The organism is Stutzerimonas kunmingensis (genome assembly GCF_021432085.1).
GTDB lineage: Bacteria > Pseudomonadota > Gammaproteobacteria > Pseudomonadales > Pseudomonadaceae > Stutzerimonas.
In genome coordinates this window covers 4,059,366-4,079,545 of the sequence record NZ_CP090366.1, presented here as the reverse complement: position 1 = coordinate 4,079,545, position 20,180 = coordinate 4,059,366, and the positions used below count along the sequence as shown (strand labels likewise).

Below are 20,180 nucleotides of genomic sequence, written 5' to 3'. Positions count from 1 at the left end.
CACAACGGAAGCAATTTATGAACACTACCCTTTCACGCCTAGGTATCTCTTTGCTGGCGGCGTTTATTTCTCCAGCCCTGCTGGCGGCCAACCTGAACGCCCTCGATGTCGCTGCGCTGCCTGGCGACCGTGTTGAATTGAAGCTTGCGTTCGACGAACCGGTGGCTACACCACGTGGTTATACCCTCGATCAGCCTGCGCGGATCGCGCTCGACCTGCCCGGCGTATCCAATAAGCTCGGAGCGAAGAATCGCGAGCTAGGAGTTGGCAATGCGCGGAGCGTGACCGTCGTTGAAGCCCAAGGCCGTACCCGACTGATCGTTAATCTCAATACTCTGGTGCCCTACTCCACTCGCGTAGATGGTAACAATATCTTTGTGGTATTGGGCGAAAGTTCGGGTGCTGTACGTGCCCCAGCTGTTTCAGCTGCGCCCGTTGCTCCAGTGGCTGCGCCTGCCAAGGCGATGGCTGTAGGTAAGGTGATCGAGAATATCGATTTCCGTCGGGGTGAAGACGGTGCCGGAAACGTCGTTATTACGCTCTCTGACCCATCGGTAGGCTCGACCATTGAGGAGCAGGGCGGAAAGATTCGTGTCCTCTTCGACAAGGCTCAACTGCCAGAGGCGCTGCGTGTTCGTCTTGATGTTCAGGATTTCGCTACGCCCGTGAAATTTGTCGATTCGTCCGCTCAGGCTGGTGGAGCTAGTGTCGCCATCGAGCCAACCGGTCGATACGATTATCTGGCGTACCAGACAGACAACAAACTGACCATCAGCATCAAGCCTCTGACCGAGGATGAAGCCGAGAAGCGCAAGGCTGAGCGTTTTGCTTATTCGGGCGAGAAACTCTCGCTCAACTTTCAGGATATCGACGTTCGTTCCGTACTGCAGCTGATCGCTGACTTCACCGATCTGAACCTGGTGGCGAGCGATACCGTCGCTGGCAACATAACCCTGCGTCTGCAAAACGTGCCTTGGGACCAGGCGCTGGATCTGGTGCTTAAAACCAAAGGGCTGGATAAGCGCCAGGTTGGTAACGTGCTCCTGGTCGCGCCTGCCGACGAGATTGCTGCCCGTGAGCGTCAGGAGCTTGAGTCGCAGCGGCAGATCGCCGAGCTTGCTCCACTTCGTCGCGAGGTCGTTCAGGTCAATTACGCAAAGGCTGCCGATATTGCGCGGCTTTTTCAGTCGGTGACGGGTAGCGATGCCATTACAGCCGATCGAGGTTCGATCGCGGTCGACGATCGTACAAACAACATCATTGCGTATCAAACGCAAGAGCGGCTGGATGAATTGCGCCGCATCGTTGTGCAGCTAGATATTCCTGTGAGGCAGGTAATGATTGAAGCGCGCATCGTCGAGGCTAACGTTGGGTACGACAAAGCGCTTGGAGTTCGGTGGGGCGGCAATTACACCAACGATAATTGGGGGTTCTACGGTAAAGATGGCGCTATTGGTGTTGACGAAGAAACAGGGCGTGCAGGTTTGCCTGGAACCGACAAAGTCGGTAACTTCACCCTGAAGGATGCTTTGGCGCCGGTTCCATTCGTCGACTTGGGTGTGGCGAATAGTACCGCCGGGATCGGGATTGGCTATGTGTCGGACTACGGCATCTTAGATCTGCAGCTGTCTGCAATGGAAAAGACCGGGAATGGGGAGATCGTTTCGCAGCCCAAGGTCGTAACGGCTGATAAGGAAACCGCTAAGATCTTGAAGGGTTCCGAGATACCCTATCAAGAGGCCAGTTCGAGTGGTGCCACCTCTACATCCTTCAAAGAGGCAGCGCTGTCGTTAGAGGTGACGCCGCAAATCACTCCTGACAACCGCATCATCATGGAAGTCAAGGTCACAAAGGACGCCCCTGATTTCGCCAACGCACTGAATGGCGTGCCCCCGATTAACAAGAATGAAGTCAATGCCAAGGTCCTTGTGACGGATGGAGAGACGATAGTCATTGGTGGCGTCTTCTCCAATAGCCAGATCAGCAGTATCGAAAAAGTTCCTTTCCTGGGTGATGTTCCGTTCGTTGGTCGTTTGTTCCGACGAGATATAGTAGAAGATACGAAATCCGAGCTTTTGGTTTTCCTAACGCCTAGAATCCTCAACTATCGAGCGGTCGCCGTAGGGCAATAGTCGTTGCAGAACTTCATTCTCGTAGGCCCGATGGGTGCTGGCAAAAGCACCATCGGGCGTTTGCTTGCCAAAGAGCTTCGTCTCCCATTCAAGGATTCCGATAAGGAGATCGAACAGCGGACCGGTGCCAGCATTCCACTGATCTTTGACGTGGAGGGTGAGGGCGGCTTTCGTGAGCGGGAGCGGGCGGTGATCGCCGATCTCTGCCAGCTCGAGGGAGTGGTGCTGGCCACTGGCGGTGGTGCGGTGTTGCGAGAGGATAATCGGCAGGCCCTTCGTGCGGGTGGGCAAGTCGTCTATCTTTGCACGTCGGTCGACCAGCAGCTCGAACGCACCGCCCGCGACCGCAACCGGCCGCTATTGCAGGCTAGTGATCCCCGCAGCGTTCTGTCCGCCCTCATGGCCATTCGCGATCCGCTATATCGCTCGATAGCGGACGTCATCATCGAAACCGACGAACGTCCGCCGCGGATGGTTGTGACGGAAATTCTCGACCGGCTCGCGTCTTTACCGCCTCGTGAAAGCCGGGATGAATCTGCGCTATCCTAGACCCCTTTATTGTTGGGGGCCCCATGCAGACTCTTCAGGTCGATCTCGGTGAGCGTAGCTATCCCATTCATATTGGCGAGCGGTTGATTGATCGCGCCGAGCTGTTTTCCGACAGGATCCGCGGGCGGCAGGTGGCCGTTGTCACCAATGAAACTGTTGCGCCCCTGTATCTCGATCGACTGACTCAGACCCTTTCCGACTACACCGTTACTCCGGTGATTCTTCCCGACGGGGAGGAACACAAGAATTGGCAAACCCTGCAGCTCATCTTCGACGCTCTGCTCGGAGCTAGGCACGATCGCAATACCACGGTCATTGCGCTGGGTGGCGGCGTCATTGGCGATATGGCGGGCTATGCAGCTGCCAGCTATCAGCGTGGCGTGGACTTCATTCAGGTTCCCACCACGCTATTGTCGCAAGTGGACTCCTCGGTTGGCGGCAAGACCGGTATCAATCACCCTCTAGGCAAAAACATGATCGGGGCGTTCTATCAGCCCCGAGCGGTCATCATTGACACCGCGACCTTGAAGACATTGCCGCCTCGTGAGCTTTCTGCGGGGCTGGCTGAGGTGATCAAGTATGGGCTTATCTGCGACGAGCCCTTCCTTGGCTGGCTTGAGGCAAATGTTAATCGACTTCGAGCGCTTGATCCTGTGGTGCTGACGGAGGCGATCCATCGCTCCTGCGCTGCAAAGGCCAAGGTGGTGAACGCTGATGAGCGCGAGTCCGGCGTGCGCGCGATTCTCAATCTAGGTCACACATTTGGCCACGCGATAGAAACACATATGGGCTATGGCGTCTGGTTGCATGGTGAGGCCGTGGCGGCGGGAACCGTGATGGCGTTGGAGATGTCTTGTCAGCTGGGCTGGATCACGCGGATGGAGCGTGACCGGGCCATCAGGTTGCTGCAGCGCGCGGCGCTTCCGGTCGTGCCCCCCGCGCAGATGAAGCCGCAGGACTTTCTCGAGCACATGGCCGTCGACAAGAAGGTTCTGGACGGTCGGCTGCGCCTCGTTTTGCTGCGGCGAATGGGCGAGGCTGTTGTGACCGGGGACTTCCCTCGCGACGTGCTGGAAACCACCTTGAGCGCCAGTTACGGTGCAATGACGGAACACCTTGGAGCATAAGAAAATTTCCATGACCAGTTTGTCTGCGGACGACGCGTTTCTGAATCACTATGGCTTCAGCCATGACCCGTTTGCTGCCCGCGTTCCGGGCTTCAAGTTCTTTCCCGCGCAGCGCAAGCCGGTGCTTGGGCAGCTTCATCATCTGGCACGCTACAGCCAGCTGCTGCTGCTGGTTACCGGGCCGGAGGGAAGTGGCAAAACCTTGTTGCGTCAGGCACTGGTTGCCAGTAGCAACAAGCAGGCGGTTCAGAGCGTAGTCATTACCCCTCAGGCTACGATGGATGCGAGCGCGCTGTTGGCACAGATCGCTCAAGCACTGAACAGCCAGGAGGCCGATTTCGACGGCGTGATGGCCCAGGTCATCCAGCTGGCGTTGACAGGTCAGGAAGTCTATCTATTGGTAGACGACGCTGAGCTGTTGACGGGTGCTGCGGTGGAAACCCTTCTGCGTCTGGCTGCGGGCACCCCTGAGGCCAGGCCGCATGTGTTCCTGTTCGGTGAGTCTGCGCTTGGCGGGCGGCTCGAGGCCTTGAGTGATGGCGAGGAGCGCTACCATGCCATCGCGCTGCAGCCGTATGAAGAGGACGAAACCAGGGAGTACCTGGCATTGCGGCTGGAGGGCGCCGGTAGCGGCCTAGAGTGTCTGAGCGAAGAGCAGATTGGTCGTATCCATGAGCAGTCTGGTGGTTGGCCGGGGGCGATCAATCAGTTGGCCCGAGACGAGCTCATCGCCGCGATGCAGAGCAAGCGCGGTCGGCGGAAATCGGGCGGTATCGGATTTCCGCTACCCAAAAAACATTTGGTCGCTGTAGTCGCAGTCCTTGTTCTTATAGCGGTCGGCTTTCTTTTCTTGCGTGGCGGCGATTCCGAGCGCCCTTCGGCCCCCGAAGTGACCTCCCTGCCGCTCGATGCTTCGCCTGTCTCGGGGCCGGCTGCTGAGACCGCGGAGCAGGACCCGGCTGCCATCGAGTTCGATGGACAAGAGCGGCCGTTGTCCCTGCCACTGGGTGGCGACGCACAGCCGGTGGTGCGCGAGCCGCTGGCAGCCGCTGCTGGTGGCGAGAGCGAGGACGAGAATGGCGGGCCCACCGCGAATGCCGCAATCCCTACAATTCCTGCACCTGCACCTGCACCTGCACCTGCACCTGCACCTGCACCTGCACCAGCGCCAGCACCGAGCGAGCGTGTTCAGCCCGCACCCGCTCCGCAAGTTGCTGCTCCGGCTCCCGCTCCGGCGCCAGCGTCACGCCAAGTGCGGCCGAATGCCGCAGAGCGTGCGCCTGCTGCAGCAACTGCCTCGGGCTCAACCAATAGCACTTGGTATGCGAGTCAGCCGGGAAGCAATTATCTGGTCCAGATTCTGGGGACTCGTGTCGAGAAGAACGCTCAAGCGATCGTCCAGCAGCATGGCGGTAACTACCGATACTTCGCCAAAGTGCATGAAGGCAAGCCGCTCTACGTCGTGACTTACGGCAACTTCGCGAATCGTGCTGCTGCGGTCGCAGCGGTCAAGACGCTGCCCGTCTCGTTGCAGGCTGGCAAGCCGTGGGTACGAAATTTGGCAAGCGTGCAACAGGAAATCAAACAGGCTCGATAGAAAAATGCCCCAAAAAAGTGCGCAATGCACCTTTTTGGGGCTTGCAAAAATAAATTGTGTCGCTCTAGCTGGCTTTGTAAACTGCTCCCCCTTTTGCCCACGTGAATGACGGGGTGAGTCTCTGCCCGTCAATAAGGGGTTGATTTACAACGCATTTAGCTGGTGGAGTGCCTATGAGAGCAGGTCTTTTTCGTCCTGAAGAGTTCAAGGATAACTGCGGCTTCGGTCTGATTGCCCACATGCAGGGCGAGGCTAGCCATCACCTGCTAAAGACTGCCATTCAGTCCCTGACCTGCATGACTCACCGCGGTGGCATCAACGCTGACGGCAAAACCGGTGACGGTTGCGGTCTGCTGATGCAGAAGCCCGACGCATTTCTGCGTGCCCAGGCTCTGGAGCATTTCAACGCCGAGCTGCCTACGCAGTATGCCGTCGGGATGATCTTTCTGGATCAGGATGCCAGCAAGGCGGACCAGGCCCGCGCTCGTCTCAGTGAAGAGATTATCGCCCAAGGTCTGACGCTGGTCGGCTGGCGTGAAGTGCCGGTCGATACCAGCGTGCTGGGCCAGCTTGCTCTTGAGCGTCTGCCGCGGATCGAGCAGGTCTTTGTCTCCAGCGATGGCTTGGACGAACGCGAGTTCGGCATCAAACTGTTCTTCGCACGCCGCCGCGCCGAAGTCGCGCTCGCTGACGACAGCGCCTTCTACGTTTGCAGCCTCTCCGACAAGGACATCATCTACAAGGGCCTGATGATGCCCGCCGACCTGGCGCAGTTTTATCCTGACCTGGGCGATGAGCGTCTCGCCACTGCGATCTGCGTATTCCACCAGCGTTTCTCCACCAACACCATGCCGCAATGGCGCCTGGCTCAGCCGTTCCGTTTCCTCGCGCACAACGGTGAGATCAATACCATCACCGGCAACCGTAACTGGGCGCAGGCACGTCGCCTGAAGTTCGCCAACGAGCTGCTGCCGGACCTGGAAAGCCTGTCGCCGCTGATCAATCGCACCGGCTCGGACTCTTCCAGCATGGACAACATGCTTGAGCTCTTGGTCACCGGCGGAATGGATCTGTTCCGTGGCCTGCGTATGATCATTCCGCCGGCGTGGCAGAACGTCGAGACCATGGACCCCGATCTGCGGGCGTTCTATGAGTTCAACTCCATGCACATGGAACCCTGGGATGGCCCGGCTGGCGTGGTGCTGACCGACGGTCGCCATGCAGTCTGCCTGCTCGACCGCAACGGCCTGCGCCCGGCGCGCTGGGTGACCACCAAGAACGGCTACATTACCCTCGCCTCCGAAGTTGGCGTCTGGGATTACAAGCCGGAAGACGTCCTGGCCAAGGGCCGCGTCGGGCCGGGGCAGATCCTCGCCGTGGACACCCACACCGGCAAGGTGCTGCACACCGACGACATCGACAATCGCCTCAAGGCACAGCAGCCCTACAAGAAGTGGCTGCGGCAGAACGCCCTGCGCATCCAGTCGACCCTGGACGACAACGACCATGGTTCGGCCTTCTACGATGCCGACCAGCTCAAGCAGTACATGAAGATGTACCAGGTCACCTTCGAGGAGCGCGACCAGGTACTGCGTCCGTTGGCCGAGCAAGGCCAGGAAGCGGTCGGCTCGATGGGTGACGATACGCCCATGGCGGTCCTGTCGCGTCGTGTGCGCTCGCCCTACGACTACTTCCGCCAACAGTTCGCGCAGGTCACCAATCCGCCTATCGACCCGCTGCGCGAAGCCATCGTCATGTCGCTGGAAACCTGCCTGGGTGCCGAGCGCAATGTCTTCGAGGAAACCGCCGAGCACGCCAACCGCGCGATTCTGACCACTCCGGTGATCTCGCCGGCGAAGTGGCGGACGATCATGAACCTGGAGCGTCCGGGATTCGAGCGTCTGGTCATCGACCTGAACTACGACGAGGCCGTCGGCCTCGAGGCGGCGATTCGCAATATTGCCGATCAGGCCGAGGAAGCCGTACGTGGCGGCAAGGTCCTGCTGGTACTCAGCGATCGTCATATCGCACCAGGCAAGCTGCCGGTGCATGCTTCGCTGGCCGTGGGCGCGGTTCACCATCGTCTGGTGGAAACCGGCCTGCGCTGCAGCTGCAACATCTTGGTCGAAACCGCCACCGCCCGTGATCCGCACCATTTCGCGGTACTGATCGGCTTCGGCGCGACTGCGGTCTACCCGTTCCTTGCTTTCGAAGTGCTGGGCGACCTGATCCGCACTGGCGAAGTGCTGGGCGACCTCTATGAGGTGTTCAAGCACTATCGCAAGGGCATCTCCAAGGGGCTGATGAAGATCATCTCCAAGATGGGCATCTCGACCATCGCCTCCTACCGCGGCGCGCAGCTGTTCGAAGCTGTTGGCTTGGCTGAAGAAGTCGTGGACCTCAGCTTCCGCGGCGTGGCCAGCCGTATCAAGGGCGCGCGCTTCGAGGATCTGGAGGCCGAGCAGAAGGCCCTCGCCGCCGAAGCCTGGAGCAGCCGCAAGCCGATCCAGCAGGGTGGCCTGCTGAAGTTCGTCTACGGTGGCGAATACCATGCGTACAACCCGGATGTAGTCAGCGCGCTGCAGGTGGCGGTGCAGAGCGGCGATTACAGCCGCTTCAAGGAATACACCGCGTTGGTCGACCAGCGTCCGGTGGCCATGCTCCGCGACTTGCTCAAGGTCAAGGTGGCTGAGCAGCCGCTGGCGTTGGAAGAGGTCGAGCCGCTTGAGGCGATTCTCAAGCGGTTTGATTCCGCTGGTATTTCGCTGGGCGCCCTGTCGCCGGAAGCCCACGAAGCCATCGCCGCGGCGATGAACCGCATTGGCGCGCGCTCGAACTCAGGTGAGGGCGGTGAAGACCCGGCTCGCTACGGCACCGAGCGCAGCTCGAAGATCAAGCAGGTAGCGACCGGCCGCTTCGGTGTCACGCCGGAATACCTGGTCAATGCCGAAGTACTGCAGATCAAGGTCGCCCAGGGCGCCAAGCCCGGTGAAGGCGGCCAGCTGCCCGGTGGCAAGGTCAATGGCCTGATCGCGCGGCTGCGTTACGCGGTACCGGGCGTCACCTTGATCTCCCCGCCGCCGCACCACGACATCTACTCCATCGAGGATCTGGCCCAGCTGATCTTCGACCTCAAGCAGGTCAACCCGCAGGCGCTGGTGTCGGTCAAGCTGGTGGCCGAGCCGGGCGTGGGTACCATCGCCGCCGGTGTGGCCAAGGCCTATGCCGACCTCATCACCATCTCCGGCTACGACGGTGGCACCGGCGCTTCGCCACTGACTTCCATTCGCTATGCCGGCTCGCCGTGGGAACTCGGCCTGGCCGAAACCCACCAGACCCTGCGCGGCAACGACCTGCGCGGCAAGGTCCGGGTACAGACCGATGGCGGCCTGAAGACTGGCCTCGACGTGATCAAGGCCGCGATCCTCGGCGCCGAAAGCTTTGGCTTCGGTACTGCGCCGATGATCGCGCTGGGCTGCAAGTACCTGCGCATCTGCCACCTGAACAACTGCGCCACCGGCGTTGCCACGCAGAATGAGCAGCTGCGCAAGGATCACTTCATCGGCACCGTCGACATGGTGGTCAACTTCTTCCAGTTCGTCGCCGAAGAAACCCGCGAGTGGCTGGCCAAGCTGGGCGTGCGTAGCCTGGGCGAGCTGATCGGGCGTACCGATCTGCTCGAACTGCTGCCGGGTGAAACGGCCAAGCAGAACAACCTGGATCTGTCGCCCCTGCTCGGCAGCAGCAACATCGCCGCCGACAAGCCGCAATTCTGCTTGGTCGAGAAGAACCCGCCGTTCGACCAGGGCCTGCTGGCCGAAGAAATGGTCAAGCTCGCCAAAGGCGCCATTGATGCCAAGAGCGGTGGTGAGTTCGAACTGGAAATCTGTAACTGCGACCGCTCCATTGGCGCCCGTGTCTCCGGCGAGATCGCTCGCCAGCATGGCAACCAGGGCATGGCCGGTGCGCCGATCACCTTCCGCTTCAAAGGCACTGCCGGCCAGAGCTTCGGCGTCTGGAACGCCGGCGGCCTCAATCTCTATCTGGAAGGCGATGCCAACGATTACGTCGGCAAGGGAATGACCGGCGGCAAGCTGGTGGTCACGCCGCCGCAGGGCGCCAGCTATCGGTCCCAGGATTCGGCGATCATCGGCAACACCTGTCTGTACGGCGCTACTGGCGGCAAGCTGTTCGTTGCAGGTACCGCGGGTGAGCGTTTCGCGGTGCGCAACTCTGGCGCCCACGCAGTTGTCGAGGGTACTGGCGACCATTGCTGCGAGTACATGACCGGTGGCTTCGTCTGTGTGCTTGGCAAGACCGGACACAACTTTGGCTCGGGCATGACCGGTGGTTTCGCCTATGTGCTGGACATGGACAACAGTTTCGTGGACCGGGTGAACAACGAGCTGGTCAACCTGCAGCGCATCACCGGCGAGGCGATGGAAGCCTATCGCAGCCATCTGCAGGACGTGCTGCGCGAATACGTTGCTGAAACCGCGAGTGAGTGGGGGGCTGAGCTGCTGGATAATCTCGACGACTACCTGCGTCGGTTCTGGCTGGTCAAGCCCAAGGCGGCCAACCTGGCTTCGCTGCTGTCGAGCACCCGGGCCAACCCGCAATAACAATAAGCCGCTTCAGGCAGCGGCCCCAGCCAACGCGGGGCCGCTGCTCACCCTGATTGTCTTGCAGCCGTATGTATTGCCTACGGTTGCTGTTGAGAGGTTTTGAAATGACTGAACGTCTGAATAACGACTTCCAGTTCATCGAGGTCGGGCGCAAGGATCCGAAGAAGAAGCTGCTGCGCCAGCGCAAAAAGGAGTTCGTCGAGATCTACGAACCCTTCAAGCCGCAGCAGGCCTGCGAACAGGCTCACCGCTGCCTGGGTTGCGGCAACCCCTATTGCGAGTGGAAGTGCCCGGTCCACAACTATATTCCCAACTGGCTCAAGCTGGTCTCCGAGGGCAACATCCTCGCGGCCGCCGAACTGGCGCACCAGACCAACACCCTCCCAGAAGTCTGCGGTCGCGTCTGCCCGCAGGATCGCCTCTGCGAGGGCGCCTGCACCCTGAATGATGGCTTTGGTGCGGTGACCATCGGCTCGGTGGAGAAGTACATCGCCGATACCGCCTTCGCCATGGGCTGGCGGCCCGACATGTCCAAGGTCAAGCCGACCGGCAAGAAAGTCGCGATCATCGGTGCCGGCCCGGCAGGGCTGGGCTGTGCCGATATTCTCGTGCGCAACGGCGTAACCCCGGTGGTGTTCGACAAGAACCCCGAGATCGGCGGTCTGCTGACCTTCGGCATTCCCGAGTTCAAGCTGGAGAAGACCGTACTCAGCCGTCGTCGCGACATCTTCGGCGGCATGGGCATCGAATTCCGTCTTAACACCGAGGTAGGCAAGGACATCACCATCGACCAGCTGCTGGCCGATTATGACGCCGTGTTCATGGGCATGGGCACCTACACCTACATGAAGGGTGGTTTCCCGGGTGAAGACCTGCCGGGCGTGTACGACGCGCTGGATTTCCTCATCGCCAACGTCAACCGCAACCTCGGCTTCGAGAAGTCTGCCGAAGACTTCATCGACATGAAGGGCAAGAAGGTCGTGGTGCTGGGCGGCGGTGATACCGCGATGGACTGCAACCGCACCTCCATTCGCCAGGGTGCGAAGAGCGTGACCTGCGCCTACCGTCGTGATGCGGCGAACATGCCGGGCTCGCGCCGCGAAGTGAAGAACGCCAAGGAAGAGGGCGTGAAGTTCCTCTTCAACCGCCAACCCATCGCGATCGTCGGCGAAGGCAAGGTTGAGGGTGTAAAGGTGGTCGAGACACGTCTCGGCGCACCAGACGCCCGCGGTCGCCGCAGCCCGGAGCCGATTCCGGGTTCCGAGCAGGTGCTGCCGGCCGATGCCGTGGTCATCGCCTTTGGTTTCCGTCCGAGCCCGGCGCCGTGGTTCGAAGCCCAGGGCATCCAGATCGACAACCAGGGCCGCGTCGTGGCACCCGAGGTGGGTCAGTTCAAGCACCAGACCAGCAACCCGAAGATATTCGCCGGCGGCGACATGGTCCGCGGCTCCGATCTGGTGGTGACGGCGATCTTCGAAGGTCGTCAGGCTGCCGAAGGCATCATGGATTATCTCGGCGTCTGATCGGGCATTGCCGGGCATCGAAGGGCGCCCGGAGTGGCCTGATTTGAATCAAGCCCATAGCTAAATGGCACGGCGCTCGCCGTGCCTTTTTTTTTCTGCTTTGCGACAATGCACGGCACTTTTACGCTGGAACCCTGCCATGACCGTCTTGAAGAACGACCGCTTCCTTCGTGCCCTGCTCAAGCAGCCTGTCGACGCCACCCCGGTGTGGATGATGCGCCAGGCCGGCCGCTATCTGCCCGAGTACCGGGCCAGCCGCGCCAAGGCCGGTGACTTCATGAGCCTGTGCATGAATCCCGAACTCGCTTGCGAGGTGACGCTGCAGCCGCTGGATCGCTATCCGCTGGATGCCGCGATCCTGTTCTCCGACATCCTCACCGTGCCGGACGCCATGGGTTTGGGCCTGTACTTCGAGACCGGCGAAGGGCCGCGCTTCAAAAAGGTGGTGAGTAGCGTTGCGGACATCGAGGCGCTGCCAATTCCCGATCCGGAGAAGGACCTGGGCTATGTGATGGACGCAGTGCGTACCATCCGCCGCGAACTCAATGGCCGCGTGCCGCTGATCGGTTTCTCCGGCAGCCCCTGGACCCTGGCGACCTACATGGTCGAGGGCGGCTCGTCGAAGGATTTCCGCAAGTCCAAGGCGATGCTCTACGAGAACCCGCAGGCGATGCACGCGCTGCTGGACAAGCTGGCGCAGTCGGTCACCAGCTACCTCAACGGCCAGATTCTCGCCGGCGCCCAGGTGGTGCAGATCTTCGATTCCTGGGGTGGCAGCCTGTCGGCGGCGGCCTATCAGGAGTTCTCCCTGGCCTACATGCGCAAGATCGTCGACGGTCTGATTCGTGAGCATGACGGCCGCCGCGTGCCGGTCATCATGTTCACCAAGGGCGGCGGCCTCTGGCTGGAATCGATGGCCGACTCGGGCGTAGAAGCGCTGGGTCTGGATTGGACGTGCGATATCGGCGAGGCACGCCGCCGTGTCGGCGGCAAGGTGGCGCTGCAGGGCAACATGGACCCGAGCGTGCTCTATGCCAAGCCCGACGCCATCCGCGCCGAAGTGGCGCGCATCCTGGCCAGTTTCGGCCATGGCGAAGGCCACGTGTTCAACCTTGGCCACGGCATCACGCCGGAAGTCGATCCCGCTCATGCCGGCGCCTTCATCGAGTCGGTCCACGAGCTGTCGGCGCAGTACCACGGCTGATTTGCCAGCGGCTCCAGGAAAACGCCCCGCATTTGCGGGGCGTTTTGCTTTACCGGCTCAGTGAGCCGCTTGTGGCTCCGGCAGTGGGCGCAGGCGCGCCAGGTGCAGGGCCACGGCGAGGGCGATCAGCAACAGCGAGGCGATGAATAGACCTACGCCGTCCCAGCCGGCAGCGTGCCAGAAGACGCCGCCCAGCGTGCCGGCGATGCTCGAGCCCAGGTAGTAGCTGAACAGATAGAGCGAAGACGCCTGGCCGCGAGCCTGTTGGGCGCGGCGGCCGATCCAGCTGCTGGCCACCGAATGGGCGCCAAAGAAACCGAAGGTGAACAGCAGCATGCCCAGCAATACCAGCGGCAGTCTGTCGAACAGGGTCAGGGCCACGCCTGCCAACATGAGGGCGATTACCAGCCAGAACACTCGGCGCCGGCCGAAGCGATCAGCGAGCGCGCCCACCTGTGCCGAACTGTAGATGCCCGACAGATAGAGCACCGCCAGCAGGCCGATCATGGTCTGGCTGAGGTGGAACGGCTCGGCAATCAGCCGATAGCCGATGTAGTTGTACAGCGTGACGAAGCTGCCCATCAGCAGGAACCCCTGCAGGAACAGCCACGGCAGGCCGGCATCGCGAAAATGCAGCGTGTAGCCCTGCAGCAAGCCGCGTAGGCCCAACGGGCGTGGGTGGAAGTGCCGCGACTCCGGCAGGAAGCGCCAGAGCAACAGCGCCGCCAGTAGCGCCAGACCGCCCATCACTCCGAGCACGCTGTGCCACGACAGGTAGTCCACCAGCACGCCGCTCAGCAAGCGTCCGCTCATGCCGCCGATGGCATTGCCGCCGATATACAGCCCCATCGCCAGGCCGAGGTGGTGCGGGTGAATCTCTTCGCTCAAGTAGGTCATGGCCACCGCAGCCACCCCGCTGAGCGCCAAGCCCACCAGCGCGCGCATCAGCAGTACGCCTTCCCAGCTAGGTGCGAGTGCACTGCCGACGGTGAACACGGCGGCAGCGAGCAGGGAGACGACCAGCACCTGCTTGCGGCCGATGGCATCGGAGATCGGTCCGGTGATCAGCAACCCGACGGCCAGTGTCAGGGTCGAGAGCGAAAGGATCAGGCTGCTCTGCGCTGCGTTGATGCCGAACGCCTGCGACAGCATGGGCATCATCGGCTGCACGCAGTACAGCAGGGCGAAGGTGGCGAAGCCGCCAGCGAACAGGGCCAGGGCAGTGCGCGCGAAGCGCTGCGTGCCTTTCTCGGTATGGCTGATGGGCGCGCCAGGCGCAGGTATCTCTGCTGACGCGCCACTGGCGCCGTGCGTACTGCTCACGATGGAGACCTCTGTCCGATTCGCTTTTTCCGGCCAAAAGCAGCCCGTTACGCCTGTGATCCCTTTTCGATCAAGGGGCGCGACTGCTGTTGTTCGGGTTTATGGACGAAATGATAGGAAGCTTTGTTTAAGCTATCCAATATATTATTCGACCTTATTGATATGTTTTACGAATCGTTTGGGCGCACGTGGAACTGAGACATCTACGCTATTTCGTGGCGGTGGCCGAAGAGCTGCACTTCGGTCGAGCAGCTGAACTGCTGCGCATCTCTCAGCCGCCGCTTAGCCAGCAGATCCAGGCTCTGGAACAGGAGCTGGGCGTGCGCCTGTTCGACCGCACCAACCGCCGGGTGTCGCTGACCGACGCCGGGCGGCTGTTTCTCGACGAGACCCGGCGCACGCTGGCTCAGGTGGACAAGTCGGTCGATGTGGTGCGGCGTGCCGAGCAGGGTGAGATCGGCGAGTTGCAGGTCGGCTTCACCTCGTCAGCGCCCTTTACGTCGATTCTGCCGCGGGCGATTCTGGCCTTTCGCCAGGCCTTCCCGGCGGTGCACCTCGCGCTGCAGGAGATGACCAGCAAGCAGGTGATCGACGCGGTGCAGGACGAGACGCTGCAGGTCGGCATGATCCGTCCCTTTGCCTTGCCGCCGGGCCTGCAGACCGTCGAGCTGTTCAGCGAGCCACTGGTAGCGCTGATGCATACGGGGCATTCGCTTGCCGAAGCAGGGGAGGACGGCCTGGCTCTGGCGGAGCTGGCCGACGAGCCCTTCGTGTTCTTTCCGCGCAGCTACGGCACCGGGCTCTACGATCAGTTGCTCAATCTGGCGCGACAGGCGGGATTCAGCCCGCGCATCGCGCAGGAAGCGAACGAGGCTCTGACAATTATCGGACTGGTCGCGGCGGGATTGGGCGTGTCGGTGCTGCCGGCATCCTTTCGCCGTATCCGTATCGACGGAGTGCGCTTCCGCACCCTGTCGGATCAGGACGCCACCACAGCCGTGTGGCTGGTCAAGCGCCGCCAGGAGCAGTCGCCGCTAGCACAGGCCTTCATGGATCTGGTGACGCGCGAGGCATTGCGGCAGCGCTGACGCCGCACCCGCAATGGTGGTTCAGGGCTGCTTGTAATGAGCGGGCGTTTCGCCCTTGTCCTGTTTCGGAACACGGGTCACGCGGATATCGGTGATGCCCATGACTTCGGCCTGCTCAAGCAGCCGCGCCTCGTCGGCGTCGGCCTTTGGCATCACCAGGCTGTTCTCGGCATCGGCATTGTGCAATTGGATGAGATGGCGCGCGGCTTCACCCTGGGACAGGCTGTCGACATCCGCGTCGTAGGTCTCGGCGCGTGGGTCGTTCTGGTAGATGTAGTTGATTTCGAAGGTGTGCGAAGACTTGCCGAACATGAGGCGCTCCAGTCGAGTTCACTGATGTTCAGTGGACTCGACGGCGCCGCCAATCGTTCCGACGGGCATCAATGGAGGCATGTAGAGCCGATGCTTAGCCCGCGCATCGGCCCGGGATGATCAACGGACGTTGGCGAGATCAGCCTTGATCGCGACGCCAGCCATGATGGCGCCAGCATGGCATTCGTATTTCTCGCTGTCCTTGTACTCAACGTGCTTGTAGTTGCTGGCGATGTTCACCACGGCATTGGCGCCGGCAGCCTTGGCGGCCTGCTGCATGGCGATCAGCGCCGATTGCAGCGCCCAGCTGCAGGCGCCTTCGTCCGTCTTGTTGAAGGCGTTGGTCTTCTTGCTGGTGGTAACACCGCTACGCACGACCTTGGCATTCTTCGGCGTCTTGCCGGCCAGGTAGAACTTGACGCTGCCATCCAGGCGGCCGGCCTGGGTGGCTTCGGCGACAACGGCGTCGAACGGCAGGTAGTGGGTGGTATCACGGGCCTGGCTGATGCCTGGCAGCACCAGAAGCGTCAGCGCTGTGCCTATCCATGCGGTTGCTCTCATCGGCTTTTTCCTTGCGGTTGTGGGTGAAGATCAGGCCCAGCGGCGGAAGATCAGCGAGGTATTGATCCCGCCAAAGGCGAAATTGTTGTTCATTACATATTCGTGCTGCATGACGCGCGGCGCACCCTGCAGATAGTCGAGCTCGCCGCAGCGCGGGTCGACCGAATCCAGATTGAGCGTATGGATGTAACGATCGCGGTTCATCATCTCGATGCTGAACCAGGACTCCAGCGCCCCGCACGCGCCCAGTGTGTGGCCGAGATAAGACTTCTGCGAGCTGATCGGCATGCTGCTGCCGAACAGTGCCTGGGTCGCCTGGGTTTCGGCGATGTCGCCCTGCTCGGTGGCGGTGCCATGGCCGTTCACGTAACCGATGGCCGCCGGTGCGAGCCCGGCATCTTCCAGAGCCAGCTCCATGGCCCGGCGCATGGTCAGCTGCTCGGGCTTGGTGGCGTGCTGGCCGTCGGCGTTGCTGCCGAAACCGACCAGTTCGGCGTGAATCGTCGCGCCCCGGGCGAGCGCATGTTCCAGCTCCTCGAGCACCAGCATGCCGGCGCCTTCGCCGATCACCAGGCCGTCCCGGTCGCTGTCGTAGGGGCGTGGCGAGGTATGCGGTGCGTCATTCTTCAGGCTGGTGGCGTAGAGCGCGTCGAAGACCATGGCCTCGGTGGCGCACAGCTCCTCGGCACCGCCGGCGAGCATCAGCGGCAGCCGACCGAACTTGATCGCCTCGTAGGCGTAGCCGATGCCCTGGCTGCCGCTGGTACAAGCGCTGGAGGTGGGGATCACCCGGCCGGTGAGGCCGAAAAAGATGCTGATATTGGCCGCCGTGGTGTGCGGCATCATGCGGATGTACGAATTGGCATTGAGCCCGTCTGCCACCGAATTCAGCAGCATGTTGCCGAACGCCTTGATCTCCTCGGTGCTGCCGGTGGACGAACCGCAGGCGACACCCATGCGACCATCTCGGATCGAGGCGTCGTCCAGCAGGCCGGCATCGGCCAGTGCCCGCTCGGCGGCCAGCACCGACAGCCTTGATACGCGCCCCATGCTGCGCAGTTGCTTGCGCGTCCAGTGCGCCGGTACGACGAAGTCGTCCACGGGACCGGCCAGCCGGGTGTTCAGCTCGGTGAAGCGATCCCATTCATGCATGCGGCGGATGCCGCTACGGTTAGCGCTGAATTTGGCTTCGATGCTTGCCCAGTCACTGCCCAGCGAGGTGATGCCGGCCATGCCGGTGACGACTACACGTCTGCCGCCCATCAGCACAGCCCTCCGTTGACGGCGATGACCTGCCGGGTGATATACGCCGCCTCGGCGGACATGAGGAAATTCACCGCACCGGCGACCTCTTCCGGGGTGCCCATGCGCTGCGCCGGAACCATCTTCAGCATTTCTTCGATGGGCAGTTCGGCATCGAGCATATCGGTATCGATCAGCCCGGGTGCAACGCAGTTGACGGTGATCCTGCGCTTGCCCAGCTCCACCGCCAAGGCCTTGGCCGCACCGATGACGCCGGCCTTCGAAGCGCTGTAGTTGACCTGGCCGCGGTTGCCGATCAGGCCGGAAACCGAGGTGATGCAGACGATGCGCCCCGGCTGGCGGCGGCGAATCATCGGCATGCTCAGCGGCTGCAGCACGTTGTAGAAACCGTCCAGGTTGGTGCGCAGTACCTGGTCCCAGTCATCGTCGGTCAGCGCCGGGAAGGCGCCGTCGCGGGTCAGGCCGGCGTTGCAGACCACCCCGTAGTAGGCGCCGTGCGCTTCGACGTCGGCTTCCAGCTCACGCCGGCAAGCGGCGCGGTCGGCGATGTCGAATTGGAGGATGCGCGCGCTGCGACCCATCTCCTGGATCTCGGCCTGGACCACTTCGGCCTGGTCGCGGCGCGAGCGGCAGTGCAGCACGATGTCGTGGCCAGCCTGGGCCAGACGCAGCGCGATGGCGCGACCGATGCCGCGACTGGAGCCGGTGACGAGGACGGTTTCACTCATGGGGCAGACTCTTGTAGGTAACTCGCCACTTCGGGCGGGCGGAACACGTTCAGGCGGGCCTCGGCATGGATGCCGGGCCCGTCGAGATGACATTCGAAGACGCCCATGCCGTTATCGTCCTGCAGAGAGCGATGGGCACGGACGCGCAGGTCGGCGCCAGCCGGAAACGCTTCGACATTGCACTGGTAGCTACGGGTACCGAGCAGAAAGCCCAGCTCCACCGGTTGGCCGGCCTGGCGTGCATGGCAGCCGGCGAAGGCGGCGACGCTCTGCGCCATGATCTCCACGCCGACCCAGGCCGGCAGGCTGCCGTCGGCGGCGCTGAGCAGGCCGTCGGCACGCACCTGCAGCACGGTTTCCACACTGTCGTCGTCGAAACGCTCGACGCCGTCGAGCAGAATCATGTCGCCGGCATGCGGCAGCAGCTCGGCGATGGGCCAGTCGATCACCGCGCATCCCCCAGTATCAGGCTGATGTTGTTGCCACCGAAGGCGAAGGAATTGCTCATCATCCGTCGCGGCCTCGTTGGATTCATTCGGGTACCCGCTGCTACCAGGTGCAATGCCGGCAACGCCGGATCGGGCTCGCCATCCCAGCGGTGCGGTGGCAGCTGCTGATCGGGATTCCGGGGAGATAGCGACAACCAGCAGAACGCCGCCTCCAGCGCGCCGGCCGCGCCGAGGGTGTGGCCGGTCAGCGGCTTGCTCGATGAGCAGGCCACCCCATGGGCGAACAGCGCGGCGACGGCGACGCTCTCCATGGCGTCGTTGTGGGGCGTGGCAGTGCCGTGCAGGTTGAGGTAGGCGATCTGCTCGGGTGTGCAGTTGGCGCGGGCCAGCGCCTGGCGCATCGCGCTCAGGGCGCCGCGGCCGTCGGGATCGGGCGCGGAGATGTGATGGGCGTCGGAACTCGCGCCGCCGCCGAGCAGGGCGATGTCGGCTTCGCCGTCGGTATCGCGGGTCATCAGGAACAGCACTGCTGCCTCACCGATGTTGATGCCGTTGCGGTTGCGCGAGAACGGGTTGCACAACGTCTCGCTGGTGGCTTCCAGCGCGGAAAAGCCCTGCAGCGTGAGATCGCTCAGGCTGTCGACGCCGCCGCAGAGCACCGCATCGCATAATCCGGCATCGAGCAGGCGCTTGGCGCTGAGCAGCGCACGGGCGCTGGAGGTGCAGGCCGTGGAGATCGAGTAGCAGGGGCCGGCCAGTTGCAGCCATTCACCGAGAAAGCTTGCCGGTGCCGCCAGCTCCTGATGCGCGTAGTGGTAGCCGGGCGGAAAGGCGCCGTCGTGCAGCAGGCCGGCAATACCTTGCGCAGCTTCCTGGATGCCCGTGGTGCTGGTGCCCAGCACGACGCCAATACGATTCTGGCCGTAACGGCTGATGGCCGTTCGGATATCGCTCTCAATCTCCAGCGCGGCAGCCAGCAACAGCTGATTGTTGCGCGTGGCATGACGCGGATCGTCGCAGGGCAAAGCCGGTAGTGCGCAGCGGGCCGCTCCCACTGGTAACCGACGGCCGGCCACCGGCTGCGGGTGAACCTGCATGCCCGATGTATCGCCGGCAAACAGCCGTTCGGCGACCTCGGCCTTGCCGCTGCCGAGCGCACAGATCACGCCGAGGGCGTTGAGGTAGGCGGTCATCGGTGCTGACTTCCGGTCGTGTCGGGCAAGGGGGCGACACCATAGGTCAGACCCGGCGCCACGTCGAGTTCGAAGCTCTGTGCCGATCGATAGCGCACCTGCCAACGCACGTCGCCAGCCTGGCGCAGCCTTCGCTCAGAGGGATCATGCTGTTCGGCCGCGCTGCCATACAAGGCGGCAAGTTGATCGTGCTCGGTCAAGGCGAACAGCAGCGCGGCGAACAGTTCGCGCGCCTCTGGATTGGGTCGTAGCAGCCCATCGGCGTGCCAGTCGCCGTCGCGCAGTTGTTGCCGCGCGAGCGGAATGCCCAGCGGATCGAGCAGCGTCCAGCGCAGTGCGGCGTCTTCGCGCTGGACCACCAGCAACCAGTCCGCCGGCTCGCTCCCCTGGCGCTGCACATGCAGCTGCAGCGGCACGACCAGCGCTGGCGTGGTTGCCGGCAGCGGCGCGCGCACCGCGCAGCCCGCCAGCAGCACGAAGCAAAGGCCGAACAGCAGCCGTATCAT

At 62.4% G+C, this 20,180-nt stretch carries 16 protein-coding genes; 8 read left to right on the top strand and 8 right to left on the bottom strand.

Features of this window, described 5'->3' with window-relative positions:
* Nucleotides 1–17: 17 nt before the first annotated feature.
* The 7 genes from LW136_RS19450 (at nucleotide 18) to hemE (ending at nucleotide 12,757) form a co-directional block, all read left to right on the top strand.
* Entirely contained in the window at nucleotides 18–2,132 is a 2,115-nt protein-coding gene (locus tag LW136_RS19450; RefSeq protein ID WP_234173710.1) for a type IV pilus secretin PilQ, read from the top strand.
* Between the two features lie 3 nt (nucleotides 2,133–2,135).
* Nucleotides 2,136–2,681 (top strand): shikimate kinase AroK, encoded by a 546-nt coding sequence (aroK, locus tag LW136_RS19445; RefSeq protein ID WP_014821719.1) that lies wholly within the window; start codon nucleotides 2,136–2,138, stop codon nucleotides 2,679–2,681.
* A gap of 23 nt (nucleotides 2,682–2,704) precedes the next feature.
* The gene (aroB, locus tag LW136_RS19440) at nucleotides 2,705–3,808 is read left to right on the top strand and encodes a 3-dehydroquinate synthase (RefSeq protein WP_230358125.1); all 1,104 of its coding nucleotides are present in this window, start codon (nucleotides 2,705–2,707) and stop codon (nucleotides 3,806–3,808) included.
* A gap of 10 nt (nucleotides 3,809–3,818) precedes the next feature.
* Nucleotides 3,819–5,405 (top strand): AAA family ATPase, encoded by a 1,587-nt coding sequence (locus LW136_RS19435; RefSeq protein WP_234173707.1) that lies wholly within the window; start codon nucleotides 3,819–3,821, stop codon nucleotides 5,403–5,405.
* 173 nt (nucleotides 5,406–5,578) lie between these two features.
* Complete coding sequence (gene gltB, locus LW136_RS19430; RefSeq protein ID WP_234173704.1) at nucleotides 5,579–10,027, top strand: glutamate synthase large subunit; 4,449 nt, start codon at nucleotides 5,579–5,581, stop codon at nucleotides 10,025–10,027.
* A gap of 107 nt (nucleotides 10,028–10,134) precedes the next feature.
* Nucleotides 10,135–11,553: an FAD-dependent oxidoreductase gene (locus LW136_RS19425; RefSeq protein ID WP_234173702.1), complete on the top strand. Its 1,419-nt coding sequence runs from the start codon at nucleotides 10,135–10,137 to the stop codon at nucleotides 11,551–11,553.
* 139 nt (nucleotides 11,554–11,692) lie between these two features.
* Nucleotides 11,693–12,757, top strand: a complete 1,065-nt coding sequence (hemE, locus tag LW136_RS19420) for a uroporphyrinogen decarboxylase (protein WP_230358128.1) — start codon at nucleotides 11,693–11,695, stop codon at nucleotides 12,755–12,757.
* A gap of 57 nt (nucleotides 12,758–12,814) precedes the next feature.
* Here the strand turns inward: hemE and LW136_RS19415 are convergent, their stop codons facing one another.
* Nucleotides 12,815–14,041, bottom strand: a complete 1,227-nt coding sequence (locus LW136_RS19415; protein ID WP_234175287.1) for an MFS transporter — start codon at nucleotides 14,039–14,041, stop codon at nucleotides 12,815–12,817.
* Nucleotides 14,042–14,268: 227 nt separating this feature from the next.
* Here LW136_RS19415 and LW136_RS19410 point away from each other — a divergent pair, with 227 nt between their 5' ends.
* Nucleotides 14,269–15,168, top strand: coding sequence for a LysR family transcriptional regulator (locus LW136_RS19410; RefSeq protein WP_234173700.1), 900 nt, complete (start codon nucleotides 14,269–14,271; stop codon nucleotides 15,166–15,168).
* Between the two features lie 21 nt (nucleotides 15,169–15,189).
* On the opposite strand, the gene LW136_RS19405 is transcribed toward LW136_RS19410, so the two are convergent.
* From LW136_RS19405 to LW136_RS19375, 7 genes are all read right to left on the bottom strand, one after another.
* A complete protein-coding gene (locus tag LW136_RS19405) occupies nucleotides 15,190–15,480 on the bottom strand; it encodes a hypothetical protein (protein ID WP_023446022.1) in 291 nt (96 codons plus the stop codon).
* 120 nt (nucleotides 15,481–15,600) lie between these two features.
* Complete coding sequence (locus LW136_RS19400; protein ID WP_023446021.1) at nucleotides 15,601–16,041, bottom strand: excinuclease ATPase subunit; 441 nt, start codon at nucleotides 16,039–16,041, stop codon at nucleotides 15,601–15,603.
* 30 nt (nucleotides 16,042–16,071) lie between these two features.
* Complete coding sequence (locus LW136_RS19395) at nucleotides 16,072–17,304, bottom strand: beta-ketoacyl-ACP synthase (RefSeq protein ID WP_125896747.1); 1,233 nt, start codon at nucleotides 17,302–17,304, stop codon at nucleotides 16,072–16,074.
* Nucleotides 17,304–18,032, bottom strand: coding sequence for a 3-oxoacyl-ACP reductase FabG (gene fabG / locus LW136_RS19390; protein ID WP_234173697.1), 729 nt, complete (start codon nucleotides 18,030–18,032; stop codon nucleotides 17,304–17,306). The genes LW136_RS19395 and fabG overlap by 1 nt, the downstream gene beginning before the upstream one ends.
* The gene (locus LW136_RS19385; protein ID WP_023446018.1) at nucleotides 18,029–18,481 is read right to left on the bottom strand and encodes a hotdog family protein; all 453 of its coding nucleotides are present in this window, start codon (nucleotides 18,479–18,481) and stop codon (nucleotides 18,029–18,031) included. Before LW136_RS19385 ends, fabG begins: the two co-directional genes overlap by 4 nt.
* Complete coding sequence (locus LW136_RS19380; protein ID WP_234173694.1) at nucleotides 18,478–19,674, bottom strand: beta-ketoacyl-[acyl-carrier-protein] synthase family protein; 1,197 nt, start codon at nucleotides 19,672–19,674, stop codon at nucleotides 18,478–18,480. Before LW136_RS19380 ends, LW136_RS19385 begins: the two co-directional genes overlap by 4 nt.
* Nucleotides 19,671–20,180, bottom strand: a complete 510-nt coding sequence (locus LW136_RS19375) for a DUF3261 domain-containing protein (RefSeq protein ID WP_234173691.1) — start codon at nucleotides 20,178–20,180, stop codon at nucleotides 19,671–19,673. Before LW136_RS19375 ends, LW136_RS19380 begins: the two co-directional genes overlap by 4 nt.